This is a genomic window from Pseudodesulfovibrio sp. zrk46 (assembly GCF_012516435.1).
GTDB lineage: Bacteria > Desulfobacterota > Desulfovibrionia > Desulfovibrionales > Desulfovibrionaceae > Pseudodesulfovibrio.
The window spans coordinates 1623087-1648738 of the sequence record NZ_CP051216.1; the positions used below are offsets into that span (position 1 = coordinate 1623087).

Genomic DNA, 25652 nt, shown 5'->3' on the forward strand with positions numbered 1-25652 from the left:
TGGCGCGCCCTTAATCGACCGATGAATCGGTCGTAACGTCCGCTATCATTCCGGCCCGCTTCAAGAGCTGGCTCTGTGCGCGCTTCACTTCATCCACGCGCATTCGGAACACTTGTTCCCGGTCCTTCGAGTAAATGTCGAAGGCCATCATGGCCAGGTTATCTACCTTGGCCTCGAATCTGAGCAGTTCGGCGAGTTTGCCTTCCTTGTCCATTTGCTTGAAGTACTCGTCCCGGAGGAGTTTCTTAAGCAGGAAGACAAAGCTGACCGCCTGTGAAGGAGTGAAGTCCTGCACGGAGCGGATGCGAATGACGCGGTCCAGCTCCTCAGCGATCTTGGTGGCGTCCTGCCACTCAATGACGTGATCGAACAGCGCCCGGGTGGCCTCAAATATGGCCGCCCCCACCGGGTTCTGGAATCGATCTTTCTGCCGGGTCCAGATTTTCTGGGTTTCCTTGGGGTAGGTCTGAAGGATCAGCTCTGCCCATTTTTCCGACAGTTCATCCTTGCGCGTGGCAAGTTCTGATTCAAAAGTCATTATCTGCTCGTAAAAACTTGTAAAAACGCGACGTTTCCCCAGCTCAGTGAGCCGGTGATCCGCCGTTTTTCCAAGCCTTGTTTTAACAAGTTGTGAAAATTGTCACTAAAAACTGAGAACCGTATCCCAAACCCATGGGAAAACGTCAAGGTTTTTTCAAGGAAAACCCGCTTGTGAGAAGGATTCTCAGGCCTCGTTTTAATGCAGGAAAAGCCTCATTTTTGAGGGGAGGGAAGGTGGGAAATTATCGGTTTGGAAGGTGCAGTGTGACGGCAAGCTTCCCGTAAGGTCAGCCTTTCATGACTTTGTTCCTGCCGCCTCGCTTGGCTTTGTACAGGGCTTCGTCGGCTCGATTCAGGATTTCCTCGATGTTTTTGTCCGTCTCGGTGGCGCTGGTCACGCCGATGGAAACCGTGAAGCTGACCTCGACGTCCTCATCCTGAATCTTCAGTGCTGCCAACGACTCCCGGAGTCTCTCGGCCACATTGGTGGCTCCATCCAACTCGGTTTCCGGGAGGATGGCGGCAAATTCTTCGCCGCCGAGACGACCGAAGATATCCGTCTCACGCAGAGCTTGGTCCGCTGCGTCGGACAGCGCCTTGAGGACGACATCGCCGGTGTGGTGGCCGTAGGTGTCGTTGATTGACTTGAAGTAGTCAATGTCGAGCATGATAACGGACAGAGCGTGCCCATAACGCTCGGTGCGCTTGAGTTCAGCCTCTGCCAGGCGGAAGAACTGGTGGCGGTTGTTGGCGCCGGTCAGAGCGTCGGTCGTGGCCATGCGGGTCATCTCCCGCTGCATGCGCATGCGATCGGTGACGTCATGGATGACGGAGTAGAGCAGTTGGTTCCCGCGAACCATGATTGGGCCGGAGTATACTTCGACATCACGAAGTTCGCCGTCAGCGAGGCGGTGTTTGAAGATGAAGAAGCTGCGTTTCTCATTGCGCGCTGCGAACATCTCCTGAAAGATCTCTTCCTCGCTCAGGGCGTTGATCTGGGCAGTGTTCATGGCGCGCATCTGATGCACGGTGTACCCGTAGAACACGCTGGCTGCCGGGTTGGCATCAACAATCTCTCCACTCTTGGGGTCTTCCAGCAGCATGATGGCGTGGTTGTTTTCAAAAAACGCACGGTACAGCTTTTCCCTCTCACGAAGCATCTGCTCCGCTTCCAGGCGGGCAGTGATGTCACGAAACGTGCCCTCCATGGCGATGGGGATGCCATCCTCGTTTACGACCTGATGGGCGTTTGCCTCAACCACGATGGATTGACCGTCACGGCGTCTGGCGGCCAGGTGGTAGCCATGGACTTTGCCGCGATTCTGTATGCCGTCCAGCAGACGTTTTCGTTCCCCTTCGTTGGCATAGAGAATGCCCATGCTCTGGCCCAGGAGGTCTTCCTGCGAATAGCCGAGCATCCGGCAGGTGGCCGGATTGACCATGGAGATGGTGCCTTCGAGGTCGGTGACGATGAAGCCCTCTTCAATTGTGTCGAAGATGCGCCGGAATTTTGCTTCACTTTCCCGCAGGTGACGCTCGCGCCGTTCGCGATCCGAGACATCACGCAGCGCGCAAACCGTTCCCAGAATATTGCCATCGTCGCCGGTGATACGGGACACGGAGAATTCGGCCGGAAATGAAGATCCGTCGCCCCTCCGCATTGGGAAATCAAAAACGGCGGCTTCGTTGCGGAGAAAGGCGTGTTGGGCTCGTTCTTCAAATTCCAAAAAATGCTCGCTGTCAATGTGCAGTTCTTCGAAGGGGGTGTCGCACAGCTCATCGTTGGTCATCTGGAAGATGGGCTCGGCTGCCGGGTTGGCATCAAGGATGATGTTTGCCGGTGACAGGATGAGCACGCCTTCACCGAGGGACACAAATGTGTTGCGGAGCCACGCTTCCTTCTCGGCCAATGCATCTTCCATCTCCCGCTGGTGGGTGATGTCCTGACCGGATGCGAGGACGCCGATGGGCATGCCGCCTTCATTGCGCAGCAGGCGATTGCGCCACTGGATCAGGTGCAGTTTGCCATCCTTGTCCACGATGGAGTTGACGTTCTCGTCGTCCATCGACAGATCGTCAGACATGATGTGGAAAAAATATTCTCTGAGCTCTTCCCTTTCATCGATCGGAACCACCAGGTCAATCCAGTTCATGCCCACCAGTTCGCCGGGCTCATAGCCAAGCATTTTGTGCCCGGTCTTGTTAAGCAGCATTATTCCGCCCGAAACATCCATGGCAACCACGATGGAGCCGACCACGTCCAGATATTCGGCGGCCATGTTGCGTTCCTGGGTCAACTGGCGTTCCACTTCCACCCGTATGGTGATGTCATCAATGACTACGGTGGTGCCGACAAAGTTGCTCAGGTTGCTGGAAATATTGGAGACCGCGATGTTGAAATGCCGCTCTCTGCCGTCGATGAGGATGGAGGTGTCAAATCGGCAGTCCTGCCTTCCTTCTTCGATGGGGCATGCCTTTTGGAGTTCCTTGTCCATCCATGGCAGGGCCTGATTCAGAGGGATACGTGCGTCTTGTCGTTTATGCGAAATGGAGGGGTCGTTGGCGCAGGCATATTTGAGGCTATGCCTCAACTCTTTGGCCATGAGCCGTGTGGCAGCGTGATTCAGCAGTTCGATCCGATCCTGCTCGTCCAGCAGAAGTACCGGGGTGGCCAGACTCTCGTACAGGGTGAGGAAACGGTCCTTTTCCTCCATGGTCAGACGGTGGGCCTGTTCCAGTGCCTGAACCCGCTCCTCCTCATGGAGTTCGGCCCAGTTGGCACATTGGGCGATCTCGGCCCGGTCAAAGAAGGCTACCACGAAATCTCTGCATGCCGGTGCAAGCGGCAGTTCACCCAGCTCCTTGTACACCAGTTTGACATAGGCGGCTCTATAGACCTTGAGCAGGGTCATGAACATGGGCAGGGAGACGCCCCGGTCACGGTGGATACGAGCGGTCTGTGTCGCAAATTCTGAGAGCGGATCGTTGGTGGAGTGATCGACGGGAAGGTCCAGTCCCTCGAGGCCATACTTGTCCAGCGTACGGATAAGGGCATCATTGATCATGTCCACCGAGTTGGCCCATGTGTGCTTGCTGATCTCCACGCCGTCGCAAAGACCCAGCTCGCTTGCGCGCTGCATGACAATACTTGCCAGCGCATCAGCGTTGGTAAGCACGAGTTCTCTGAGTATGTCTTTTCGTGGTTTCATTGGGCAGTATTATCCGTTTATGCCAAAATCTATAACAAAAACAGTGAGCAGGGAATAGTATTTTGTTCTGAGTAGAACAGGGCAACGGAAACGTGTGGCAGGCGAAGTATGGATCGTTCTGGTCTCGTTGGTATTTGTGTGTGGGGCATCAGCCACAAGGCTTGTGAGCAAAGACCTTTTGTGCTCAAGGCATCATATCAATAATGTCTTGTAAACATTATGGGTTGATCCTAATCTCCAGTCCATGAAACTGACCCTCACGCCCGGCATGCGATTCATGCTCCTCGGCACCTTTCTCTTTTCTATAGGCTCCCTGCTCATCAAGCTGGCAGGTGAGCGTGTGCCGACCATGGAGTTATTGTTTTTGCGCGGTGTCGTGGGGATTGGATTTTGTTGGGTGCTTTTGAGGCGTGCAGGAATAGGCATGCTGGGAACACGCCGCTGGCTCCTCTTCGCGCGCGGTTCTGTTGGGTTTGTTGCCCTGTTTGCCGAGTTCTACGCAATCGTCCACCTCCCGTTGGCCGATGCCATCGTCATCCTTTTTACCCATCCGGCCATAGTTGCGCTGCTCGCGTGGGTGATCCTTGGCGAGAAAATCGGCACCAAAGGGCTCATGGCCGTGGCCACCAGCTTGACGGGCGTCGTCCTTGTCTGTCGGCCCGGATTCATTTTTGGCTCCTCAGGGGCAGCGCTCGATCCGCTGGCTCTGGCCGTGGCGCTTGGTGGCATTGTCATGACCTCTATTGCCATTCTCGTGGTGCGGACGCTGGCCAAGACCGAGCATCCGGCCGTGGTCATGTTCTATCCGCCGATGATCATCACCGTTGTCAGTCCTTTGTTCGCACAAGGCTGGGTCATGCCTACGCCTGTAGAATGGCTCTACATTCTCGGCATCGCCCTCTCCATGAACGGTGGACAATATTACATGACACGGGGCTATGCCATTGAGTCGGCCGCACGCATCTCTGCCGTCACCTGTCTTGAGATCGTGTTTGCGGCCATCTGGGGCGCATCATTCCTCGGTGAAATCCCTGATGCATGGACCATCGGCGGTGGCCTGCTGATCGTAGCGGGAACGCTGGTTTTGGGTCAGACCGCTGATCTGGAAGAGTAGTCGTGGTGCGTAGCATTGTACCGGTTATAAAAAACGTAACGGATTTTGCCTCGGGATTCGTTCGTGGTATACTTCCTTTAAATGGGGGAAATGCCATGTCCGAGAATAAACGTCACAGAACACGTATCAGTGCCGGGTTTGATGCCTACGTGAATGTGGGCGATATCGTCATTCCTGTGGAAACGCGCAACATCAGCATGAACGGCGCGTTGCTTGAAGGATGTGACGATTGCCTTGTGGGTACGCGTGCCGAACTCAATATTCCCCTGTCGCCGGGTGTTCGTATCGTGGTGGAAGGGGACGTCCTCCGCGCCAGTGATGGCCTTGTGGCCATGAAGTTTCGTGAAATGGACGAGCTGAGCTTCACCTTCCTTCATCGTCTGGTCCAGCTGAATGCGCCCGATCCGGAGGCTGTCGATCAGGAACTTATGGAAATTTTCAGGAAGTTGAAGAAATAGACGGTGCAGAGAGCACCTGTAACCAAGCATCACGCAGAAAGAAAAAAGGCCGGAACCATCAGGTTCCGGCCTTTTCATATTCCGTATCAGTTCCGGCTTAGTCGTATTCGACAGCGGAGAACTTCATGAGGGCATCCCAGTTGTGGATGGCCTCGACGTAGCGGATGGTGCCGGTCTTGCCGCGCATGACCAGAGAAGAGGTCTCTGCGCCGTGACCGTGGTACTTGACGCCCTTGAGGAAGGTGCCGCCGGAGATGCCGGTTGCCGCGAAGAACAGGTCTTCGGACTTGACCAGATCGCTGACGGTGAGGACGCGGCGGATGTCCATGCCGTATTCGGCCAGGGCATTCTTTTCGTCCTGCTTCTGGGGGTCGAGCTTGGCGAACATTTCGCCGCCCATGATGCGGATGGCGATGGCGGAGAGCACGCCTTCGGGGGTGCCGCCGGTTCCCATCATGACGTCGACTTCGCTGCGCGGGTCGATGGCCATGAGAGAGCCGGTGATGTCACCGTCGGTGTGCAGCTGGATACGAGCGCCAGCTTCGCGGATGTCGCTGATGAGCTTCTTGTGGCGCGGCTTGTCCAGAACGAAGACGACCAGATCGTCTACGTCCTTGTCCAGAGCACGGGCGATGAGCTTCAGGTTGTGACCGGTGGGGGCTTCGATGTCCACGACGTCTTTGGCCGGGGCGGGCACGACGAGCTTCTGCATGTAGTAGCTCGGGCCCGGATCGAACATGGAACCGGCGGGGCAGACGCCCACAACGGAGATGGCATTGGGACGGCCGTTGGCGAGCAGGTTGGTGCCTTCCAGCGGGTCAACAGCGATTTCGACCTTGGGGCCGCGGCCGAGGCCGAGCTTCTCGCCGTTGTACAGCATGGGGGCGTCGTCTTTCTCGCCTTCGCCGATCATGACCTTGCCTTCGATCTCAAGGGTGTTGAAGCAGAGGCGCATGGCGTCGACCGCTGCCTGGTCGGCAGAGATCTTGTCGCCTTTGCCGAGCCAACGGGCACAGGCAAGAGCGGCAGCTTCAGTGACGCGAACGAGGTCAAGAGCGAGATTCTTTTGAGGGGCTTCCATTTACAAACTCCTAGTACTTTTCACGAATGAGTCGGGCAAAGTTTTCGGGGGTGAAGCCGTACTTGTCGGACAGGATCTTACCCGGAGCGGATGCGCCGAAGTGATCCAGGCCGAGGACAACGCCTTCGAGGCCAACATATTTGTGCCAGAGACCGGTACGACCGGCTTCGGCAGCCGCACGGGCAGTAACCTCGGGCGGCAATACTTCTTTCTTATACGATTCCGGCTGATCGTCAAACAACTTGGCGGACGGCATGGAGACCACGCGTACCTTGCGTTTGAGTTCCTTGGCGGTATCGAGAGCCAGGGCAACTTCGGAACCGGAAGCGATGATGATCAGATCCGGGGTGCCTTCGCAGTCCTTCAGGACGTAAGCGCCCTTGCGGGGGCCGTCCACGATGGCCGGGTATTCGGCGGGATCGAGAACGGGCAGACCCTGACGGGTCAGGAAGATGGTGGAAGGCTTCTTCTCCTGCTTCAGTGCGATGTCCAGGCAGACGGCAGTTTCGTTGGCGTCGGCCGGGCGCAGGTCGATCAGTTCCGGGATCAGGCGCAGGGAGCTGATGTGCTCGATGGGCTGATGAGTGGGGCCGTCTTCGCCGACCCAGAAGGAGTCGTGGGTGAAGACGTACAGAACCGGCAGTTCCTGCAGTGCGGACATGCGGATTGCGTTACGGCAGTAATCGGAGAAGGTCAGGAAGGTCGCGCCGAAGGGCAGCAGGCCGCCGTGCAGCTGAAGACCGTTCATGATGGCGGCCATGGGGAACTCGCGCACGCCGAAGGCGAGGTTGCGGGAGCCGTAGCCGTTGACACCGAAGTCGCCGTAGGTGTCGCGGAAGTTCTGGGTCTGGTTGGACGGATCGAGGTCAGCGGAACCACCGATCAGGGTTGGCAGGGATTCCATGACGCCGTTCAGGCATGCGCCCCAGGCTTTACGGGTGGCCATGGTCTCACCGGGGGTGAACTCGGGCCATTCGATTTCCAGTTCGGGACGCGGCTTGGTGACGTGGCCCCACATCTCTGCAAAGGCTTCGTCAGCGCCGAGCTTGGCGTCAACGGTGGTCTGCCAGTCGGCAGCCATCTTGCGCATCTCGTCGAAACGGGACTGGAAAGCTTCCTTGACGTCGGCGGGGACGTAGAAGTCCTCTGCGGGCATGCCCAGCTTTTCCTTGGTGGCGGTGATCTCCTCGGCGCTCATGGGAGAACCGTGGGTCTTGTGGGAGCCTTCCAGGGTGGCGGCGCCCTTTGCCATGACGGTGTGGCCGATGATCAGGGTGGGCTGGCAGGTGTTGGCCTGAGCTTCCTTGATGGCGGCGCGGATTTCGTCCTGGTTGTGGCCGTCTACGTCGATGACCTGCCAGCACATGCCTTCGAACACCTTGCGGTGGTCCATGCAGTCAACTTGGGAACAGGGACCGGCGAGCTGGATCTTGTTGGAGTCATAGTAGACGATGAGCTTGCCCAGATTCCAGAGACCGGCCAGGGAGGCGGCGCCGAGGGCGACGGGCTCCTGGATGTCGCCGTCACAGGACAGCACGTAGGTGTAGTGATCCATGACGTCTGCGCCGAGCTTCTCGCGCAGATGGGCTTCGGCTGCGGCGAAGCCTACGGAAACGGCAAAGCCCTGGCCCAGAGGACCGGAGGTGGCTTCAACGCCCGGGGTCATGTCTACTTCAGGGTGACCCGGAGTCAGGGAGCCGAGCTGGCGGAAGTTCTTGAGGTCGTCCATGGACAGCAGGCCCTTCAGGTGGAGCAGGCTGTAGAGAAGCATGGATTCGTGACCGGCGGCCAGCACGAAGCGGTCGCGGTTGAACCAGTTCGGATCATCCGGGTTGGTGTTCAGAAATTCGGAATACAGGATGGTGGCGAAGTCCGCGGAGGACATGGCACCGCCGGGGTGGCCTGAATTGGCTTTGGCAATACCGTCCATGATCAGTCCTTTGACCACGGCAATCGTCTTGTCCGTCATATTCATGATGGTTGTTCCTTATTAGGGATGGTTATTTGGAGACCGTATCGATGAGGTCGATGCGACGCTGATGGCGGTCGCCACCGAATTCGGTTTCCAGAAATTTTTTGAGGATGGCCAGGGCCAGTCCCTGTCCGGTCACCCGTTCGCCGAGGCAGAGGATGCGGGCGTCGTTGTGCTCGCGTGCCATTTCGGCGAGAAATTCATTGGTGCAGAGTGCGGCGCGGACGCCCATGCGGTTGGCGGTCATGGTCATGCCCTGGCCGGTGCCGCAGATGAGGATGCCGAGCTTGGAGTCATCTTCCTTGACCTTGTTCGCGACTTTGGCGGCGAACATGGGGTAGTCGCAGGAGTCGAGGCCGTCAGGACCTTCGTCTTCTACATTATAACCCCATTCTTCAAGGGTCTTGATGAATACGGCCTTCAGATTGAAGCCGCCGTGGTCCGAGCCGATAACGATGGTTTTGCCCACTGTAACCTCTCCCGTGGTTAGTCGCGGTTTTCGCGCAGCTTCGACATCCGCTCTTCGCGGTCACGGGCTGCGTCGTTTTTCAGGGTCTCGATCTCTTCTTTCAGAAAATCGATCTGGCGGAGACTCTGTTCCTTATCTTCCTTCTTCCCTCTGGGCGCTTCAGCGATGCGTCCGAGCACCCCATATTCCCGATTGAGCTCTTTTTCAAGCCTGCTGATCTCGAAGCGGGTGAGCAGGGATTTGGAGAGCCACTGCATCTCCGCCAGCCAGGTTCTCAGGCCCAGCTGAAAAATTTCCAGGACAGATTCGTTTCCGTTTCTCGCGTCAGTCATGACTTGTCCTCATATACGACAGGAATTTCAGTTTGTTGCCCGGCCTTGTATCCGTTGTCCAGACGGCGGAGGGTCACACCCTCCGGCAGGGTCAGCGCCATGGACTTGTCCGGCCAGGGCGACATCTTAAGCTCTCGGGACTTGATGCGCAAGACACCCTGCTCGCCGTTGCCGGTTGCCAGCGTCAGTCTGGCAGGCAGGGGGCGGGGGCCGTCATCAGTGGGGTATCGGTCGATGCCGAGATGCCACGTCCGGGCCGAGTCATACGCGTTGGCGGTCCGTCCTTCAAGCATTATCGGACGACCGCCCTCATCCAGCACAATGGAACCGGCGCGCGAACCGTGCAAGGTATAGCGGAAACCTTCCTTGGTTCGGGTCACATCCACGAAACCTTCTGGCGTCAATCCTGAGAAATCTCCCATGGATACCTTGGCCAGTTCGGCCAGAGAGAAGGGGAAGGGCATGCCGAGTCGCGTGGCTCCGAGTACGGGGTTCACATGGGCGTAAGCCGTTTTCTCTGTGGGGTAGAAAACCAGCAGCCCAGTGTTGTCTTCGCGGATATGGGCGATGAGCTTGCCGATACCTGCTGATACGTCGAGCCGCATGGGACCGCCGTAGTCGCCCCACATGGAGAGCAGGGTGCGGTTGGTGCGGCGGGTGGGCTCGGTGCGTGTATAATAGAGGGATGCCTTGACCAGCATGCCGCTGGCCTTGGCCGGTTGACAGTAGTTGGCGCGGAAGAGCTGCCAGACGCCTTGAGGGGCGTCCGCAGTGGGGCCGTTCACCTTCTTGGGGGTGCAGCCAAAGCCTGCCACGAGGAGCAGGGTGGCGGCCAGAACCGCCGGGAAGAGTGACCGGATATGACGGATCATAGTGCTTTGAGCTTCTTCCTCACGCTGTCAGCGTTTTTTGAGCGGTATTTGAGGGAGTAATTGTATCCCTTGATGGCGGCCTTCCTGTTACCCATGGCAGCGGCGATGTCGCCGTAGTGTTCCCATACAGTCGGATCGTCTTCAACGATGTCCACGGCAAAGCCGATGTTCTCCCACGCCTTGTCGAGCTGCCCCATGCGGAAATAGACCCAGGCGACAGAGTCGAGGATGAAGCCGTTTTCCGGGTCGAGCAGGGAAGCCTTCTGGACCAGCACCAGGGCGCGCTCCAGTTCGCGGTTCTCTTCGGCCAGAGTGTAGCCTACATAGTTCAGGGCGTTGACGTGATCGGGGTGGGCGCGCAGCACCTGCTCCATCAGTTCAAGGCCTTCGTGACGGCGGCCTTCCTCTTCGTAGAGCATGGCCAGCTCATAGGTCAGTTCCGGGTTGCCCTTGAGGCGGGAGAGGCCTTCCTTGAGTACGCTTTCAGCGCCATCGCTGTCGCCCGCACCCATGAGCAGGGCGGATTCCAGAATGTAGAAGATGGTGCCGTTGGGGTAGAGCTCCTTGCCCATGTGCGCAATGCTCAGGGCATCCTTTTCCTTGCCCATGGCGTTGTAGAGCTGCGCCTTGAAGCGCAGGGCATGGGGGTAGAGGCGGTCGTCTTCCTTGACCTTGGACAGGTAACCGAGCGCCTTGTCCTGATCCTTTTCGCCTTCGTTGGCGATGACGGCCTTGTAGAAATAGTATTCTGCCGGGATTTCACCGTCGCTGGTCAGCATGTCCAGCACGGTGGAGCCCTGTGCGTAAAATTCGTCGTTGATGAACATGAGGGCCGCGTCGAGAATGAAGGACTTGGACGGCGGGCCGCCAAGGGCCAAGTTCATGGCGCGGGCAGGGTTGTTCAGCTTGAGATTCAGGTTGATCAGGCGGAGACGCGCTTCAGGGAACGGGTCGCCCTGATCGAGGATGGCGGTGTAGGTTTTTTCCGCGGACACGTAGTCCTTGGTCAGTTCATACTGGTAGGCCAGCTCCACCATGGCTTCGGTGAAGCGCGGGTCCATCGTGATGGCCTTCTTCAGGTTGGCGATAGCCACCTTGCGCATGCCCAGGTTCCCCTGCACGCGGCCCATGGCATAAAGGGTGTCAGCGGTACGCTTGTCCGCAGGGATCTTTTTGAGCTCGTCCAGCGCCTCGGCATTCTTGCCTGCATCCATCAACATCTGGCCCAGTCGTTCGCGGGCCTGAATGTCTTCGGGGTGGCGGTAGAGATAGTCGTCCATTACATCGATGGCTGCATCGGTGCGGTCGTCCATGATGTAGGAGTTGGCGAGGTAGATGGTCAGGACCTGGTTGTCCGGGAACTGGGCCAGGCCTTGCTTCAGTGCAGAGCGGGACTTGGCCACGCCGCTTGGGTCATTCCAGAACAGGGCGGCCTTTTCCAGATAGAGCTGGGGCGTGGGCGCTTCCTGCAGCAGTCTGTTCAGGGCGATTTCGGCGCGTTCTGCAATCTTGTTTACGTCTTCATTGCTCAGCGTGCTCTGTTTGCCTTCGGCAGCATGGCGCTGGAGGCGTTGCAGCTGATCCTGATAGACCAGATAGTCGTAGTTGGCCTGCGCCTCGGCGGACAGGGGGTGCGGTTTTGGCGCAGCCTGTCTTGCGGTACAGGCCGGGAGCACGGCCATGAAAAGGCAGAGCAGCAGGGCGGCTGCGGCATGGGTGGAGAAAGGCCGATTTGTGCGTGGCATGTATGTCCCGTGTTTAGTCGTGTTCCAGAACCCAGTCCTGGGAAAAATCCTTGACCTTATCGGTCATGAATTCACGTATCTTGACCAGCAGGCGCGCCTCGATCTGGCGTACCCGTTCGCGTGTCACCCCGAATTGCTCGCCGATTTCGCGCAGGGTGATGGGATCGTCCGACAGCAGTCGTTCGTCCAGAATAGCAACTTCCTTTTCATTGAGCGAGGGCCGGATTTTCTTGATGTTCTCCAGCAGCAGGTCAACGATCTGGTCCGAGGCGAGGGTGTCCTCTACACCCGGTCCCAGCGAAGGCAGGAAGTCCATGCGTGTGGCGTCGGAATCTTCACCCAGTGGCGTGTTCAGCGACATGTCATTCTTGGACAGACGCTGATCCATCTCTTCGATTTCCGATTCGCTCACGCCCAGCGACTTGGAGAGCGCCTCGGTGGTGGGATCGAATCCCATGGCCTGCAAGCGCTGGCGTTCCTTGTTCAGGTTGTAAAAGAGCTTGCGCTGGGTCTGGGTGGTACCCACCTTGACCATGCGCCAGTTGTCCATGATGTACTTCAGGATGTACGCCTTGATCCAGAACGCCGCGTAATAGGAGAATTTGATCCCCTTTTCCGGGTCGAACTTGGTCACGGCCTTGAGCAGGCCCACGTTTCCTTCCTGCACCAGATCCAGTGCGTTCTGCATCCAGCGGCGTTGGAAGTCCATGGCGATCTTTACCACCAATCGCAGGTGGGAGGACACCAGCTTGAAGGCCGCGTCCTGATCGTTTTCGTCCTGCACGCGCTTGGCCAGCGCATACTCCTCGTCCGGTTCCAGCATGGGGAAGCGGGCGATCTCCTTGAGATACATCTGAAGCGGATCGCGAATCCGGACTTCCTTGGAAGTCGGCTTGGCAAAGGCCGGTAGCAATGACTCCAGAGGTTCGGTGGTGGCCGGCGGGTTAATCGGCACAGCACGCGAATCCTTGGCTTCGTCTACGATCTCGGCTTCGTCTATGACCGGCTCATCGATCTCGTCCTCCAGTTCGGAGTCAAGGTCCTCGGGTTCTATGACCTCAGGTTCGATGGCAGTGTTGCTTTCGGTAGATGGCATAATATCTTGTGTCGGGCTTTTTGTTCGTCCCGGTTCAATACTAATAATAAGAACAAGGAGACGACATTATAGTTTTTGGTAATCCTTTTCAATGTTTTTCAATTCAGCAACCATGTGCAGAGAATTGCATGGCTCCTCGGCTTCGCATAGCGGGGCATCTGCGGCGTTGCCGGGCATAATTGAATGCTCGATCTAGCGCTGCTACGCCTTTGCTTCAATTGCGCCCGTCGCCTTGCAGTTACACCACTATCGCTAGCTTGGCGGCGGTTAAGTGTCTTATGTATAAGCCGTTTTCTCGTCGGCGCAATGGGTGGGGCGTGAGTTTTACCTATTGGTAATAATGGCGTTTGTTGTGTGGATGTGGTCGAGTGCTTTCGTGAAGCGTGAGTAGATGTCTTGATGTGGCGACAGGTGCAAGATTCTGCCCTTTCAGGTGGCGTGTATGCATAATCGAAAATACTTGCATTTCGCCACAACTAAGACTATATCAAGACATCTTGATATACGAATTCAGCAGTCCCGGCAGGGATGTTTAGGAGAATAGAGATGCCCGATTTCAGGTCCATACTTCGTGACGACAAAGTCTACTTCTTTGATGGCGGCTACGGTTCGCTGTTGCAGAGCCGCGGTCTGCCCGCCGGTCTTTCGCCCGAGCTGTGGTGCATGAAAGAGCCGGACATCATCCGTGGTGTGCATCAGGAATACATTGAGGCTGGTGCCAACGTTCTGACCACCAACACCTTTGGCGGCACCCGTCCCAAGCTGGGCGGCGAGGTGGAAGTTTATGAACTGAACAAGTTCATGACCTCCATCGCCCGTGAAGTGGCTGGCGACAACGCTTTTGTCGCTGCTTCCGTCGGTCCCACCGGGCATTTTGTCGAGCCGCTGGGCGACCTGACTTTCCGCGAGCTGGTGGAACTGTTCAAGGAGCAGATCAAAGGCTGCGTGGACGGCGGTGCCGACCTGATCCTCGGTGAAACCCATTTTGATCTGGCCGAAGTCAAGGCCGTGGTGGTGGCAGCTCGTCAGGTGTGCGACCTGCCCGTGGCCATGTCCATGACCTTTGAAGGTGAGGCCTCCCTGACCGGAACTTCTCCGCTGACCTTTGTGGACACCATGCAGAACATGGGTGTCGAGCTTATCGGTACCAACTGTTCGGCCGGCCCCGAGCAGATGCAGGACACCTTGCGCTCCTGGGCTTCCCGTCTGGACACCCCGACCTTTGCCGAAGCCAACGCCGGTCTGCCCGAGCTGGACGACGAGGGCAACACCTGCTTCCGTCTGCCGCCCGAGCCGTTTGCCGAGCAGGCATGCAAGTTCGTCGATCTCGGCGCCAAGTTCCTCGGCGGTTGCTGCGGTACCACCCCTGATCACATTCGCGCCCTGCGCAACAAGGTAGGCGACACCCCGTGGCAGCGTCCCGAGAAGACTGACGACGCCCAGATGGTGCTGACCTCCCGTTCCATTTCCGTGCCCATTGGCTTCAACCATCCCGGTGCCATCATCGGTGAGCGCATCAACCCCACCGGCAAGAAGCAGCTCATCAAAGAACTGCAGGAAGGCACGTTTACCGAGGCCATCCGCTTTGCCAACGAGCAGATTGAACTGGGCGCTCCCATTCTCGACGTCAACGTCGGCGCCCCCATGGTGGACGAAGTCGCATTGCTGCCAGAACTGACCAAAACACTGGTCAGCCGTTTCACTACGCCGCTGTCCATTGACTCCAATGATTCTGCTGCCGTAGAAGCAGGCCTTTGGGTCTACCCCGGTTCCCCGCTGGTCAACTCCATCTCCGGCGAGCCCGGCAAGATGGAAGCTCTCGGCCCCCTGTGCAAGATGTTCGGTGCGCCGTTCATCCTGCTGCCCATCGTCGGCAACAAGCTGCCCGTCACTGCCAAGGAGCGCCTTGACGTCATCGAAGGTCTGCTCAAGGAAGCCGAAGCTCTTGGCATTCCCAAGCGCCTGATCATGGTCGACGCACTGGCTCTGACCGTTTCTTCCAAGCCCGAGGCTGCCCGCCACGCATTGGAAGTCATGCGTCACTGCCGTGACGAGTGGGGGCTGCCCACCACCATCGGCCTGTCCAACATTTCCTTTGGTCTGCCTGCCCGCGAGCTGTTGAACTCCACGTTCCTCTCCCTCGGCATGGCCTCCGGTCTCAGCTCCTTCATCGCCAACCCCAACTCGGCCCGTCTGCAGGAAGCACTTCACACCACCGAAGTGCTGCTCAACCGTGATCCGCAGGCCGAGCATTACATCGCCAAGTTCTCTGATTGGACCGGCGGTGGCGGGGTGCAGTCTGCTCCGGCAGCCGGTGCGCAGTCTGTGGATACCGGTGATCTGCCGCCTGTCCAGGCTGCGGTCATCAAGGGCGACAAGGACAACGTGGTCGCGCTGGTCGAGACTGAGCTTGAGGGTGGCAAGCCCGCCATGGCGATCGTCAACGACCTGTTGATTCCCGGCATCCTCGCCGTGGGCGACAAGTACGAGCGCAAGGAATACTTCCTGCCCCAGTTGCTCCAGTCTGCCGAGACCATGCAGACCGCTTTTGCCCGTCTCAAGCCGCTTCTCGAGGAAGAGGGCGACGAGGCCGAAAAGCCGGTCGTGATCATGGCCACGGTCGAAGGGGACATTCACGACATCGGCAAGAATATCGTCTGCCTGATGCTCAAGAACTACGGCTTCGAGGTCGTGGATCTGGGCAAGGACGTGAAAGCCGAGACCATCGTGGATGCTGCTGTCGAGCACAAGGCTTCCATCATTGGCCTTTCCGCCCTCATGACCACCACCATGGTGCGCATGGAAGACACGGTTCAGCTCGTCAAGGAGCGCTCCATGGATACCAAGGTCATCATCGGCGGCGCAGTCGTCACCGAGAAATTCTGCAACGCCATCGGCGCTGACGGATGGTCCACCGACGCCATCGCCGCAGTGAAGCTGGCGCAGAGTCTGGTGCAATAACTTCCCGCGCTGAAAAACAACTGTAAAGGCCGCCCGAAAAGGGCGGTCTTTTTTTTGTTGGGTGAGTTGTTTGTCGAGGAAGTCGGGGCTAGCAGACCTGTCTCAGGCATTCTTCTTTTATTTGCGCTGCATCTCTGGTAAACTACCGCCCACAACCACGAGGTGAAATATGAAAAATATCCGGCGATTTGCCGTTATACTTATGATTTGCATGCTCCTTATGGCGTGCGGCGACAATGGCGCCAACGGGGCTGGTACAGGCTCGGAAAGTGCCAGTGTTGCGGCTGAATATCCGCCCATGGGCGTGAAGGATCTGGATGCCTTTCTGGCTGCCAACAAGGGCACGCCGGTAATGCTTATGTTCTGGACAACCTGGTGTCCTTCATGCAAGGAGGCTGTTCCCGAGCTTGAGAAATTGAGTCAGGCCTATAATGACAAGGTAAAGATCCTTGCTGTCTCGTTGGATGAAAGCAAGGACGCGCTGGACGCGTTTTTTGCCAAGAAGAAGCTTGATCTGCCGGTATATCATGGCGATCAGGCCATCGCACAGAAGTTTGGGGTGGAGGCCATCCCGACGCTGTTGATGTTTGATAAGAACGGTAAGCAGGTTTTTGGTCAGCCGGGCGTTTTCCCGTATGAAATGCTCAAGATCATGGCCGATAAATTGATGGCTCAATAAATGGATATTCGAAAAGCTCGCATGGATGATGTGAAGGCTATCCACGGCCTTCTGATGCATAATACTGCGGAAGAAGGTCTGGTGCTCCCTCGGTCATTGAGCCAGTTGTATTCCCATCTTCGCGATTTCTTCGTGGCTCTGGATGCGGATGGCAAGGTGGTCGGGTGCTGTGCTCTGAACATCATCTGGGACAATCTGGCCGAAGTCCGGTCGCTGCGGGTTGATCCCGTTCAGCGCGGCAGGAAGCTGGGCCGAAAGCTGGTGGAGGCGTGTTTGAGCGAAGCCGTGACGCTGGGTATATATAAAGTGTATACACTGACGGAAGAGACCGGCTTCTTTGCGCACCTGGGTTTCGAGGAAGAGAGCATGGACAACCTGAACCAGAAAGTGTTCACGGATTGCCTGAACTGCCCGAGATTTCCTGATCACTGCAACGAAGTAGCCATGATAATGGCTCTATAACCTTTTAATAACGAAGAATATTATGGCACATAAACTCACCCCGTTCATTACTGCCGAGCAGATCGCCGAGCGCAACATCACGCTGGGCAAGGAGATCACGGAAAGTTACAAGGACAGCGAAGAACCGCTGGTGTGCATCTGCGTGCTCAAGGGCGCTTTCCTGTTCTTTTCTGATATCATCCGCTGCATCGACCGTCCCATCGAGGTCGATTTCGTGCGTCTGGCCAGTTATGGTACAGCCACTTCCCGCGGCGAGGACATCGTGTTCTCCAAGGATCTGGAGATTTCCATCGAGGGTAAGGACGTGTTGGTCATCGAAGATATCGTTGACACCGGCCACTCCATGGACTTTCTGCTGCACGTTTTGCGCGGAAGGAACCCGAAGAGTTTGAAAATATGCTCTCTTATTGATAAGCACGAGCGTAGGGAAAAGAAAGTTAGCGTCGATTTTGCCGGTTTCGAGCTGAGCGACGGCTTCATCGTAGGTTACGGCCTCGACTATGCCGAGCGTTACAGGGAACTGGACGGAATTTACGAATTGTCCACTGAATAAGGATAGCTGGAGAACGCCATATGATCGTCACCTGCCCGAATTGCCAGACCCGCTACAACCTCCCCGATGACAAGGTTCCTGCGGGTGGCGCCAAGGTTAAGTGCTCCAAATGCGCTCACGTTTTTAAGGCCGACCCGCCGCCGTCGACTCCGGAAGAAGAGGTGGAGAACCTCCTCGAGGAAGAAACTCCGGCACCTGAGGAGAGCGCGGACGACGCGTTTGACGAGGCCTTTGACGAGGTCGCTGCCGGTGGAGCCGACGAGCCCGCCGATGAACCTGCCGAAGAGCCGGTTCCCGAAGATGAGTCCGACTTCCCGGATCTGGGCGATGACGCTGGCGAGGATGCGAGCGACGATATGCCCGGCATGGATGATTTGTTTGACGATGCCGAAGACACGGCGGAAGTCGACGATACTCCGTCTCCGGCTGAAGAGGTGGCTGAAGCCACTGCGGATGACGTGGAGTCCCTGTTCGGTGATGATGAGAGCGACCTGTTCGCCGATGACGGCGAAGAAGAAGAGTCTGACGACGACGTGGGCGATCTGTTTGCCGATGACGGCGGTGACGATGACGATACCAGCGACCTCTTTGCCGACGGCGATGACGACGAGGAAGAGGACGACGAGGAATACGAAGACGACGACGATGACACCGCCGCCGGTTTTGCCCTCGATGACGACGAAGATGAAGATAAGCCCCGTAAGAAGGGCGGTAAGGCACTGATCTTCCTGATTATCGTTATCGTGCTAGCTATATGTGTGGGGGGAGGTATCTACTTCACTGTCTGGAAGTTGGTTGGCCTTGATTTGGGTACCTACTTCCAGAACGTCCCCTACATTAGTCAGGTGTTCAAGGAAGAGACCGGCGGCAGCGATGAGGCCGCTCCGGGTGAATCCCCGGCCGAACGCGTTCGAAAGATAGAGCTTAAGAACGTCAAGCAGTACTATGTGGGCAACGAGAAGACCGGTAACCTGTTTGTGGTCGAAGGCAAAGCCGTGAATAAGTTCTCCACGCCTAAAGAGCAAATAAAGGTCGAGGTCTCCCTCTTTGACGGCAATGGGCAGAAATTGACTTCCAAGGCTTTCCTGTGCGGCAACGTGCTCTCGCAGTTCCAACTGCAGGTGCAGACCCAGAAAGAGATCGAGGACGGCCTGTCCAGCGAGGTGGGCATTCTCTCCAACAACACCTTTATCAGGCCGGGCGCATCCACGCCATTCATGGCCGTCTTCTTCGAGCCTCCGGCTGGTGTGAAGGAGTTTCTGGTCAAGGTGGTGGACGTCGGAGATCCTGAGTAGGGTGTTCCCAAAGTGATATTCGCGCCCCTGCACGAATGCTGTGCAGGGGCGTTTTTTTGTAGTATGTGGTTATGGTCGACAGGCGCTTTGCAAGCTGCATGGTGTACGGATTCCCGCCTGAATACGGTGTGGAACCGAGCATTGCCGACTGTGTGAAAAGTCTAGTTGTGAAGGGGAGTAAAGGGCTGAATTTTCGTCATGAAAAACTTTGGGAAAAAAAGCGCAAAATTCTCAAAAACGGATTGACGGCAAAAGGCTCACTGTGCTACTTCTCCACAACTTGTGAAGGATTGCACGAATAGGTCGTGGCCACCTTCAGCCCTCTCACCGGGCGGGTGGTAAGCCTTGCAAGGGATGTGAACATGTTCTTTTCAAAAGACGGTAGATTAAAAAACATCGTGCAGGTCGGGGGCACCGCCAGCACGATGGGACTTCACATAGTGTCGTCCATCATCGTCGGACTGGTCTTCGGATACTATCTGGATGACTACTTCGGGACCAAACCGTGGCTGATCATGATCTTCTTTCTCTTAGGAGTCGTGGCGGGATTTAAAATGGTCTGGGAGGATTTCCGGAAGTTGCAGCGAAGACTGCAGGAACAGCAACATGGTTCTTTGAAACAGGAAGGTGATAAGAGTGCTGGAGACGATCAATCGGAAGCTTGAGCGCTGGCTCATAGGGCGTGGGTTCAGGCACCCCGATACGCGTATCGTCGTCCGCAATCAGATCTATGTGTCGCTGGGGACCTCTCTAGTGATCGTGCTGGTTACATTGTTATCCCGATGGTCTTTCGCTTTTACGGCCGGGGCATTGCTTGCCCTGTTTAACTTCTGGACGCTAGCCCGCATACTCCGGAATGTTGCAGACGGCCAAAAGAAGAGCCCATTTGTCCTGTTTTTAATATTCATGGTGAAGATGACTCTGAGCGGGCTGGCCCTTTATTGGCTGATCGGAGTCGAACGCGTTCCCCACTGGGGGTTGATATCAGGCATCGGCACTGTGCCGATTAACCTAACGGTGACGGGCCTGATGCAGGCGGGGAACAACAAGGCCTAATTCTTAAGGAGGCTTGGATATGGCTTTTGCTGGCGGACTTCCGCATCCACTTCTGTACGCTGATATGCTGAAATCCATTGGGCACTGGGGTGCTTCGATGGAACACGCTCTCGGCGTCGAGTCCATCAACCACGTTCTCTACATGTGGTTGGCAATGGGCATTCTGTTTACTGTCGGCCTGATCGTTCGCAGTCGTCTGCAGCTCGTTCCCGGTGGTATGCAGAACCTGTTTGAAACCATCATCGGCGGTCTGGAAGACTTCACCGTCTCCAACCTCGGCCAGGAAGGTCGTCGTTTCATGCCGCTGCTCTGCACGATTTTCCTGTTCATCCTCACGATGAACTACATTGGTCTGGTCCCGGGCTGTGACGCCCCGACCGCCAACATCAACACGCCTGTCGCAATGGCTGTGATCGTGTTCCTGTACTACAACTTTGTTGGCATCCAGAAATGGGGAGCCGGCTACATCAAGCACTTCATGGGTCCGGTTCCGGCCCTTGCACCGCTGATGCTCGTGCTCGAGATCGTATCTCACTGTGCACGTCCGCTTAGCCTGACTCTTCGTCTCTTTGGTAACATCCGCGGTGAGGAAATCGTCCTTATCCTGATGTTCATGCTGGCACCGGTACTTGGCTCTCTGCCGATGTACTTCCTGTTCATCCTTGCTAAGACCATCCAGGCATTCATTTTCTTCATGCTCACGATGCTCTACCTGCAGGGTTCCATCGAGCACGCTCACTAAGAACGCGCACGATTCCAATTTTGGGGAAATGGTCCTTGGACCAAAACAATAATTGATCTTTTTGGAGGATTTACAAATGAAAATCGCTAAGATTCTGTTCACCACCCTGGCTATGGTTCTCGTTGCTTCCACCGCTTTCGCTGCTGGCGACGCTGGTGTCATGTCCGCTAAAGCTTACGCCACTGCCATCGGCATGGGCATCGCTGCTGGTCTCTGCGGCATCGGTCAGGGTATGGGCGTCAAGGGCGCTACCGAAGGTATCGCTCGTAACCCCGAAGCTGGTGGCCAGATCTCCACTTCCCTGATTCTCGGCCTGGCATTCATCGAGTCCCTCGCAATTTACGCCCTGGTTGTTAACCTGATCCTGCTCTTCGTCGTCTAGTTCTAGACCACAAAGATGTTTATAGAGGGAGGCTTCGGCCTCCCTTTTCAGGCTCTTTACTTGTTACAAATTTCACATGTTTGACTCTTTTGCAGACGTCATATAGAGACGCTCCGACATGAAAAGCGAACATATCCCAAAAGCGACAATAGGCCGCCTTGCCGTTTACATTCAGGTCCTCGAAAACCTGTTGCGTGATGGTAATGATGTAATCTCTTCCGAGAAGCTGGCTAGAGCCTGCTCGGTCAATTCGTCGCAGATCAGAAAAGACCTTGCCTACTTTGGCGAGTTCGGCGTTCGAGGCGTAGGGTACTACGTGCAGGAGCTTATTACCTCCATCAAGCAGTCCCTTGGTATCGACCGCGTCTGGAAGTGCGCCCTCATTGGCGTCGGTAATATGGGCACGGCCCTGCTCCGACATCACGACTTTGAGAAGCGCGGTTTCCATATTGCCGCAGCCTTTGACTGCGATCCCGATAAAATCGGCCGCGAGTTCGAAGATCTCGAGATCGTCTGTCCGACGCATCTGAAGGAACAGGCTCCTGAGCTTGGTCTGGAAATCGGCATCATCACCACGCCGCCTGATCGCGCTCAGCGCGCTGCCAACCATCTCGTTGACGCTAATATCCGAGGCATTATCAATTTTGCGCCTGCACGCATCAATGTGCCGCCGCATATTCCGGTAGAGTACGTCGATTTCTTCGACCACCTTTATTCCATCGCTTTCCAGATTACCCTCGGCAACGACTAGGGCCTAAGCCGCCCCGTATTTTCAGGCGAATCCATTTGGGTTCGCCTTTTTGCGTTTGTTGGTGTCTTGTAGATGAAACTATCTGGTGATCATCTTCTCTTACTATACGAAAACGGCCCATCCCAGACATGCTGAGATGGGCCGTTCCCATTGAGTGTTGTTTCGGACTATGCCTTGAACCGATAGCCAACGCCTCGAACAGTCTCGATGAAGGGGGCGTAGGGGCCAAGCTTCTGGCGGAGTCGGCGAACGTGGGTGTCGACGGTCCGAGAGTATCCCTCGAAGTGGGTATCCCAAACAGTGTCGAGCAGGTTGTCTCGGGTTTGGACCTTTCCGGCACCAGATATCAGCACGGTGAGGAGCTTGAATTCGGTAGCGGTCAAGGCGATCTCTTCACTATCAACAGTGAGTTGATGAGCTTCGAAATCGACTTTGAGGCCTTCGCGTTCCCAGAACTTGGGCGCATCGGGCTCGGGAGCGCCAGAGCGGCGCAGGATGGCCTTGATGCGGAGAACGAGCTCACGGGGGGAAAAGGGTTTGACTACATAGTCGTCAGCGCCAAGTTCAAGGCCGACGATCTTGTCGACTTCTTCGCCCTTGGCGGTGAGCATGATAACCGGGATGCGGGAAAGGGCTGCATCGGATTTGAGCTGGCGGCAGGTTTCAAGGCCGTCCATGCCGGGCATCATGAGATCCAGAAGTACGATGTCGGGCTTGAAGGCAGCAGCAAGGTTGAGCCCGCCTTGGCCGTCTTCGGCGGCAGCAACGTCGAAACCGGCGGAAGTGAGGTTGTATTTCAGCAATTCCCGGGTGTCGCGATGGTCTTCGACGACCAGAACTTTCTGTGCAGACACGGTATAATCTCCTTGGTGGAAAAGAATTGTTACGGCCTGCTATAGCCCAAGTAGTGTTAATATAGTGTTACAAGTTAGTAACTTTATCTTGACGAAATGTCATATCCTATCTCTGAGCATGGTTTTTCTACGTGCAAACCCGCTCATATCACCGCTTTCTGATCGATTATTCAATTGACTGAATTAACGAAGAAATAAATCTCAAATTTCTCCCTTAAGGGATCGGCGGACCGGGCCGATAAGTTTTTTAACTCACACGGAAACAATCTCACCAGGGACGGAGAGACATATGTATTATCACGGATTTGATAAGAAATTCCCTTCGGGAAGCAAGTATTGGACGATGTATGACGATCAACTGATCGGCATGCTGTTTTCAAAGATCGTAAACAAGACAATGAGTGTAGACAGCCCGGAAGCCCAAGGCGAAGAGCTGGTGGACGAGATGGTCCAGAACCTCTTTGATCTCTGCTTCTACATCAACAAGGATTTTCACGACTGTTAGCGTTTCTGTCAGTCGTTTGGTTCGATCTCACATCCATTTGGAAAAGAGGCCGGGGTGCAGCCCGGCCTCTTTTCTTTTTATTGACTGAGAAACGCGCGGATGCGTTGCCCGGCGTTTTCACGGATGTTGTCGTAGAACAGAGAGTAGTCGAAGAAGTGGTATACTCCCTCGGGGAATGCACCGCCTTCGATGGCAAGATAGGTTTTATCATCTGGGTTGATGACGAGCCCGTGATCAACAATCTGAGCGTCCGTGTAATTTGCAACGCTCTTCTGTGTGCCATCATCAGAAAAGAAGACTGCTCCATTGTTGAGAGAAGCAGGAGCAATGCTATTGTCTGTCGTCCACGTCAGCGGATTGACCACATACGTGTCGGGCTTCAGTGTAGGTGCTACAGCCTGCCGCCCGGGAGCAACAGTGTTGTAAGTGATGAAACAACCTGTTTGCTCGGCGCTTTCACAGATGGTGAGTTTCGGATTCTGCTTGATATCTGCTAGCGTAATGGACCAGCCTATGGTGTATGCTGCAATCATGCGGTCTTCTGCGCCGAATGTCCCCCAATAGTCTCTGGCCATGTCCACGAGAATGTTTGATCCCTGGCTATGTCCAGCCAGGATGAATGGGCGGCCCTGATTCAGGTGCGTAAGGTAGTATCGGAATGCTTCCAGCACGTCCGCTTTCCCATAGGCGAAAAGCTCGTCCACATCCTTTTCAGGTAAGGCAAGTGCAGCCAGATTCATTTGGCGGTAGTACGGGGCAAACAGGTTAGCCTGACCGGAAAAGACAGATGCCTGCGTTCGAAGTGTGTTCTTTGCGGCTGCCTGCAGTGCCGCATCAGACGGAGGCATGAGCCAATGCTGCTTGTCGAAAAGTACAGTGGGGTACACCCAGAAGATGTCAACATTGTGCTTTAGCTCTCCTGTAGGCAGGGCAAGCCACGCTGCGTCTTCAGAGTAGTTGAGTTCTGGCGGCACATTTGTCACGTCAAAAGGCGGCATCTGGTCTTTTGCAGAAGCCGGGGCAGCATAAAGAAACAGCGCCACGGCCAAAGCCACAGCGCTGTAAAGAGTTGGTAAATGAATCATGCTAAATTCCTAAACAGATCTTGGCAGCCTTGATGACATCTGCCACATCGTCATCCGTCAACTTGGCAGAGAGTGGCAGACTGACAGTCTGTCGGCCAAGCGCCACGGCCTGAGGAGTGTCTTCCAATTTCCATCCGAACCGTTCCTGATAGTAGGGGTGTTCAGGGATGGAGAGGTAATGAACACCGCAGCCGATATTCTGTTTGTTCATGCGCATCAAAAACTCGTCGCGGTCAATGCCGCAGTATACCGGATCAATCATGATGGTGTAGAGGTGGCGCGCATGACGGGTGTTGGCCTCTTCCTCGGCGGGCGTGCCGACAGGCAGAGGCTTGAAGGCCTCCTGATACATGTCCCAGATTTCGCAGCGGCGGACAAAGTACTCTTCCACGCGCTTGAGTTGGTGAATGCCGATGGCGGCCTGAATGTCCATCATGTTGTATTTGAACCCGGCGTGAACCACTTGGTAGTGCTTGTAGCCTTCGTCAGAAAAACGCTTCCACGCATCGGCGGACATGCCGTGTAAACCGAGCACCTTGATGTTTTGGATGTCCTCGGGCGTGCGAGCCATGACCATGCCACCTTCACCGGTGCAGACGTTTTTTGTCACGTAGAAAGAGAAGCAACCGAAGTCGCCAAAGGTGCCTGCGTGCTGGCCCTTGTATGTGGTCTCAATGGCGTGTGCGCAGTCTTCGACAACCTTGAGGTCGTGCTCTTCGGCAATGGCCATGATGGCGTCCATGTTACACGGGCGTCCTGCGAAGTGAACAGGCAGGATTGCCTTGGTGCGGGGGGTAATCTTTTGGCGGATGGCTTCCGGGTCGATGTTCATGGTGACCGGGTCGACATCGGCCAGCACCGGAGTGCATCCAGCGTGGATGATGGCATTGACCGACGCGCAGAATGTCAGCGGCGTGGTGATGACTTCGTCACCGGGCTTCAGCCCGAGTGCAACCAGTGCGAGGTGCAGGGCTGCCGTGCAGGAGTTGCAGGCGGCTGCATGGCCGGAGCCAAGGTAGGTGGAGAAGTCCTTCTCGAATTGTGCCACCTTGGGGCCAGTACCGAGCCATCCTGTTTCCATGGAAGCAACGACTTCATCGATCTCAGCCTGCTCTATGCGAGGGGCACCGAAAACCAGGAAATTATCTTTTGAGCGAACGGGCATGTTCGTACTCCTTTATAAATTGTGTTGTGGCGAGATTTATCAGATAACAGAAGAGCGGTAAATGGATAGAAAGTTGTCTAGTCAGGGCGATACAATCAGCGCAAATGTATACTCTGTTTGAGAATGAAAGCGGAATCATGTTGACGATCAGATCGTCTGATGGGAAATGGATGGTACGAAATTATAGGCAGTTATGCGGCAATTCGAAAGCATATCAGTGACAACCGGGTTACGTCTGAGTTGTATAGTTGCGTTTGTTACAGCCATCAGCTAT

Annotated in this window: 25 protein-coding genes; 13 read left to right on the forward strand and 12 right to left on the reverse strand. The window is 55.9% G+C overall.

What is annotated here, in order from left to right; translation table 11 throughout:
• Positions 1-10: 10 nt before the first annotated feature.
• Complete coding sequence (locus HFN16_RS07365) at positions 11-538, reverse strand: RsbRD N-terminal domain-containing protein (protein WP_168890140.1); 528 nt, start codon at positions 536-538, stop codon at positions 11-13.
• A gap of 289 nt (positions 539-827) precedes the next feature.
• Entirely contained in the window at positions 828-3749 is a 2922-nt protein-coding gene (locus HFN16_RS07370; RefSeq protein ID WP_168890141.1) for a PAS domain S-box protein, read from the reverse strand.
• Between the two features lie 244 nt (positions 3750-3993).
• On the opposite strand from HFN16_RS07370, the gene HFN16_RS07375 reads away from it, so the two are divergent.
• Both HFN16_RS07375 and HFN16_RS07380 read left to right on the forward strand, forming a co-directional pair.
• The gene (locus HFN16_RS07375; protein ID WP_168890142.1) at positions 3994-4863 is read left to right on the forward strand and encodes a DMT family transporter; all 870 of its coding nucleotides are present in this window, start codon (positions 3994-3996) and stop codon (positions 4861-4863) included.
• Positions 4864-4958: 95 nt separating this feature from the next.
• Positions 4959-5321 carry a PilZ domain-containing protein gene (locus HFN16_RS07380; RefSeq protein ID WP_168890143.1) on the forward strand — a complete coding sequence of 121 codons (363 nt, stop codon included), beginning with the start codon at positions 4959-4961 and terminating at the stop codon, positions 5319-5321.
• Positions 5322-5418: 97 nt separating this feature from the next.
• On the opposite strand, the gene glpX is transcribed toward HFN16_RS07380, so the two are convergent.
• From glpX to HFN16_RS07415, 7 genes are read right to left on the reverse strand one after another with little or no spacing between them, the layout of a single operon-like run.
• Entirely contained in the window at positions 5419-6402 is a 984-nt protein-coding gene (gene glpX, locus HFN16_RS07385; RefSeq protein ID WP_168890144.1) for a class II fructose-bisphosphatase, read from the reverse strand.
• Positions 6403-6412: 10 nt separating this feature from the next.
• Positions 6413-8377 carry a transketolase gene (gene tkt / locus HFN16_RS07390; RefSeq protein ID WP_168890145.1) on the reverse strand — a complete coding sequence of 655 codons (1965 nt, stop codon included), beginning with the start codon at positions 8375-8377 and terminating at the stop codon, positions 6413-6415.
• A 25-nt stretch (positions 8378-8402) separates the two neighbouring features.
• The gene (rpiB, locus tag HFN16_RS07395) at positions 8403-8843 is read right to left on the reverse strand and encodes a ribose 5-phosphate isomerase B (protein ID WP_168890146.1); all 441 of its coding nucleotides are present in this window, start codon (positions 8841-8843) and stop codon (positions 8403-8405) included.
• 17 nt (positions 8844-8860) lie between these two features.
• Positions 8861-9175: a hypothetical protein gene (locus HFN16_RS07400; RefSeq protein ID WP_168890147.1), complete on the reverse strand. Its 315-nt coding sequence runs from the start codon at positions 9173-9175 to the stop codon at positions 8861-8863.
• A complete protein-coding gene (locus HFN16_RS07405) occupies positions 9172-10047 on the reverse strand; it encodes a hypothetical protein (RefSeq protein WP_168890148.1) in 876 nt (291 codons plus the stop codon). The genes HFN16_RS07400 and HFN16_RS07405 overlap by 4 nt, the downstream gene beginning before the upstream one ends.
• Entirely contained in the window at positions 10044-11792 is a 1749-nt protein-coding gene (locus HFN16_RS07410; protein ID WP_168890149.1) for a tetratricopeptide repeat protein, read from the reverse strand. The genes HFN16_RS07405 and HFN16_RS07410 overlap by 4 nt, the downstream gene beginning before the upstream one ends.
• Before the next feature lie 13 nt (positions 11793-11805).
• Positions 11806-12888, reverse strand: coding sequence for an RNA polymerase factor sigma-32 (locus HFN16_RS07415; RefSeq protein ID WP_168890150.1), 1083 nt, complete (start codon positions 12886-12888; stop codon positions 11806-11808).
• Positions 12889-13434: 546 nt separating this feature from the next.
• Here HFN16_RS07415 and HFN16_RS07420 point away from each other — a divergent pair.
• From HFN16_RS07420 to HFN16_RS07465, 10 genes are all read left to right on the forward strand, one after another.
• Positions 13435-15849 carry a homocysteine S-methyltransferase family protein gene (locus HFN16_RS07420; RefSeq protein WP_168890151.1) on the forward strand — a complete coding sequence of 805 codons (2415 nt, stop codon included), beginning with the start codon at positions 13435-13437 and terminating at the stop codon, positions 15847-15849.
• A 169-nt stretch (positions 15850-16018) separates the two neighbouring features.
• Positions 16019-16528: a TlpA disulfide reductase family protein gene (locus tag HFN16_RS07425; protein ID WP_168890152.1), complete on the forward strand. Its 510-nt coding sequence runs from the start codon at positions 16019-16021 to the stop codon at positions 16526-16528.
• Entirely contained in the window at positions 16529-16990 is a 462-nt protein-coding gene (locus HFN16_RS07430; RefSeq protein ID WP_168890153.1) for an N-acetyltransferase, read from the forward strand.
• 22 nt (positions 16991-17012) lie between these two features.
• Positions 17013-17543 (forward strand): hypoxanthine phosphoribosyltransferase, encoded by a 531-nt coding sequence (gene hpt, locus HFN16_RS07435; RefSeq protein WP_168890154.1) that lies wholly within the window; start codon positions 17013-17015, stop codon positions 17541-17543.
• Between the two features lie 20 nt (positions 17544-17563).
• A complete protein-coding gene (locus tag HFN16_RS07440; protein WP_168890155.1) occupies positions 17564-18838 on the forward strand; it encodes a DUF3426 domain-containing protein in 1275 nt (424 codons plus the stop codon).
• A gap of 425 nt (positions 18839-19263) precedes the next feature.
• Positions 19264-19503 carry an AtpZ/AtpI family protein gene (locus HFN16_RS07445; protein ID WP_348771074.1) on the forward strand — a complete coding sequence of 80 codons (240 nt, stop codon included), beginning with the start codon at positions 19264-19266 and terminating at the stop codon, positions 19501-19503.
• Positions 19475-19894 carry an ATP synthase subunit I gene (locus tag HFN16_RS07450; protein WP_247648471.1) on the forward strand — a complete coding sequence of 140 codons (420 nt, stop codon included), beginning with the start codon at positions 19475-19477 and terminating at the stop codon, positions 19892-19894. Before HFN16_RS07445 ends, HFN16_RS07450 begins: the two co-directional genes overlap by 29 nt.
• A gap of 19 nt (positions 19895-19913) precedes the next feature.
• The gene (gene atpB, locus HFN16_RS07455) at positions 19914-20636 is read left to right on the forward strand and encodes a F0F1 ATP synthase subunit A (protein WP_168890157.1); all 723 of its coding nucleotides are present in this window, start codon (positions 19914-19916) and stop codon (positions 20634-20636) included.
• A 76-nt stretch (positions 20637-20712) separates the two neighbouring features.
• Positions 20713-21018 (forward strand): ATP synthase F0 subunit C, encoded by a 306-nt coding sequence (locus HFN16_RS07460; protein ID WP_168890158.1) that lies wholly within the window; start codon positions 20713-20715, stop codon positions 21016-21018.
• Positions 21019-21136: 118 nt separating this feature from the next.
• Positions 21137-21769, forward strand: a complete 633-nt coding sequence (locus HFN16_RS07465; RefSeq protein ID WP_168890159.1) for a redox-sensing transcriptional repressor Rex — start codon at positions 21137-21139, stop codon at positions 21767-21769.
• A 167-nt stretch (positions 21770-21936) separates the two neighbouring features.
• Here HFN16_RS07465 and HFN16_RS07470 read toward each other — a convergent pair whose 3' ends face one another.
• Positions 21937-22623, reverse strand: coding sequence for a response regulator transcription factor (locus HFN16_RS07470; RefSeq protein WP_168890160.1), 687 nt, complete (start codon positions 22621-22623; stop codon positions 21937-21939).
• Between the two features lie 289 nt (positions 22624-22912).
• On the opposite strand from HFN16_RS07470, the gene HFN16_RS07475 reads away from it, so the two are divergent.
• Entirely contained in the window at positions 22913-23128 is a 216-nt protein-coding gene (locus tag HFN16_RS07475) for a hypothetical protein (RefSeq protein WP_168890161.1), read from the forward strand.
• 77 nt (positions 23129-23205) lie between these two features.
• Here the strand turns inward: HFN16_RS07475 and HFN16_RS07480 are convergent, their stop codons facing one another.
• Both HFN16_RS07480 and HFN16_RS07485 read right to left on the reverse strand, forming a co-directional pair.
• Positions 23206-24213, reverse strand: a complete 1008-nt coding sequence (locus HFN16_RS07480) for a DUF3089 domain-containing protein (protein WP_168890162.1) — start codon at positions 24211-24213, stop codon at positions 23206-23208.
• Between the two features lies 1 nt (position 24214).
• Entirely contained in the window at positions 24215-25378 is a 1164-nt protein-coding gene (locus tag HFN16_RS07485; protein ID WP_168890163.1) for a DegT/DnrJ/EryC1/StrS family aminotransferase, read from the reverse strand.
• Positions 25379-25652 lie beyond the last annotated feature (274 nt).

Coding starts and splice junctions, on each gene's coding strand:
- HFN16_RS07365 (WP_168890140.1), bottom strand. CDS start 538: ATGACTTTTGAATCAGAACTTGCCACGCGCAAGGATGAACTGTCGGAA.
- HFN16_RS07370 (WP_168890141.1), bottom strand. CDS start 3,749: ATGAAACCACGAAAAGACATACTCAGAGAACTCGTGCTTACCAACGCT.
- HFN16_RS07375 (WP_168890142.1), top strand. CDS start 3,994: ATGAAACTGACCCTCACGCCCGGCATGCGATTCATGCTCCTCGGCACC.
- HFN16_RS07380 (WP_168890143.1), top strand. CDS start 4,959: ATGTCCGAGAATAAACGTCACAGAACACGTATCAGTGCCGGGTTTGAT.
- glpX (WP_168890144.1), bottom strand. CDS start 6,402: ATGGAAGCCCCTCAAAAGAATCTCGCTCTTGACCTCGTTCGCGTCACT.
- tkt (WP_168890145.1), bottom strand. CDS start 8,377: ATGAATATGACGGACAAGACGATTGCCGTGGTCAAAGGACTGATCATG.
- HFN16_RS07400 (WP_168890147.1), bottom strand. CDS start 9,175: ATGACTGACGCGAGAAACGGAAACGAATCTGTCCTGGAAATTTTTCAG.
- HFN16_RS07405 (WP_168890148.1), bottom strand. CDS start 10,047: ATGATCCGTCATATCCGGTCACTCTTCCCGGCGGTTCTGGCCGCCACC.
- HFN16_RS07410 (WP_168890149.1), bottom strand. CDS start 11,792: ATGCCACGCACAAATCGGCCTTTCTCCACCCATGCCGCAGCCGCCCTG.
- HFN16_RS07415 (WP_168890150.1), bottom strand. CDS start 12,888: ATGCCATCTACCGAAAGCAACACTGCCATCGAACCTGAGGTCATAGAA.
- HFN16_RS07420 (WP_168890151.1), top strand. CDS start 13,435: ATGCCCGATTTCAGGTCCATACTTCGTGACGACAAAGTCTACTTCTTT.
- HFN16_RS07425 (WP_168890152.1), top strand. CDS start 16,019: ATGAAAAATATCCGGCGATTTGCCGTTATACTTATGATTTGCATGCTC.
- HFN16_RS07430 (WP_168890153.1), top strand. CDS start 16,529: ATGGATATTCGAAAAGCTCGCATGGATGATGTGAAGGCTATCCACGGC.
- hpt (WP_168890154.1), top strand. CDS start 17,013: ATGGCACATAAACTCACCCCGTTCATTACTGCCGAGCAGATCGCCGAG.
- HFN16_RS07440 (WP_168890155.1), top strand. CDS start 17,564: ATGATCGTCACCTGCCCGAATTGCCAGACCCGCTACAACCTCCCCGAT.
- HFN16_RS07445 (WP_348771074.1), top strand. CDS start 19,264: ATGGGACTTCACATAGTGTCGTCCATCATCGTCGGACTGGTCTTCGGA.
- atpB (WP_168890157.1), top strand. CDS start 19,914: ATGGCTTTTGCTGGCGGACTTCCGCATCCACTTCTGTACGCTGATATG.
- HFN16_RS07460 (WP_168890158.1), top strand. CDS start 20,713: ATGAAAATCGCTAAGATTCTGTTCACCACCCTGGCTATGGTTCTCGTT.
- HFN16_RS07465 (WP_168890159.1), top strand. CDS start 21,137: ATGAAAAGCGAACATATCCCAAAAGCGACAATAGGCCGCCTTGCCGTT.
- HFN16_RS07475 (WP_168890161.1), top strand. CDS start 22,913: ATGTATTATCACGGATTTGATAAGAAATTCCCTTCGGGAAGCAAGTAT.
- HFN16_RS07480 (WP_168890162.1), bottom strand. CDS start 24,213: ATGATTCATTTACCAACTCTTTACAGCGCTGTGGCTTTGGCCGTGGCG.
- HFN16_RS07485 (WP_168890163.1), bottom strand. CDS start 25,378: ATGCCCGTTCGCTCAAAAGATAATTTCCTGGTTTTCGGTGCCCCTCGC.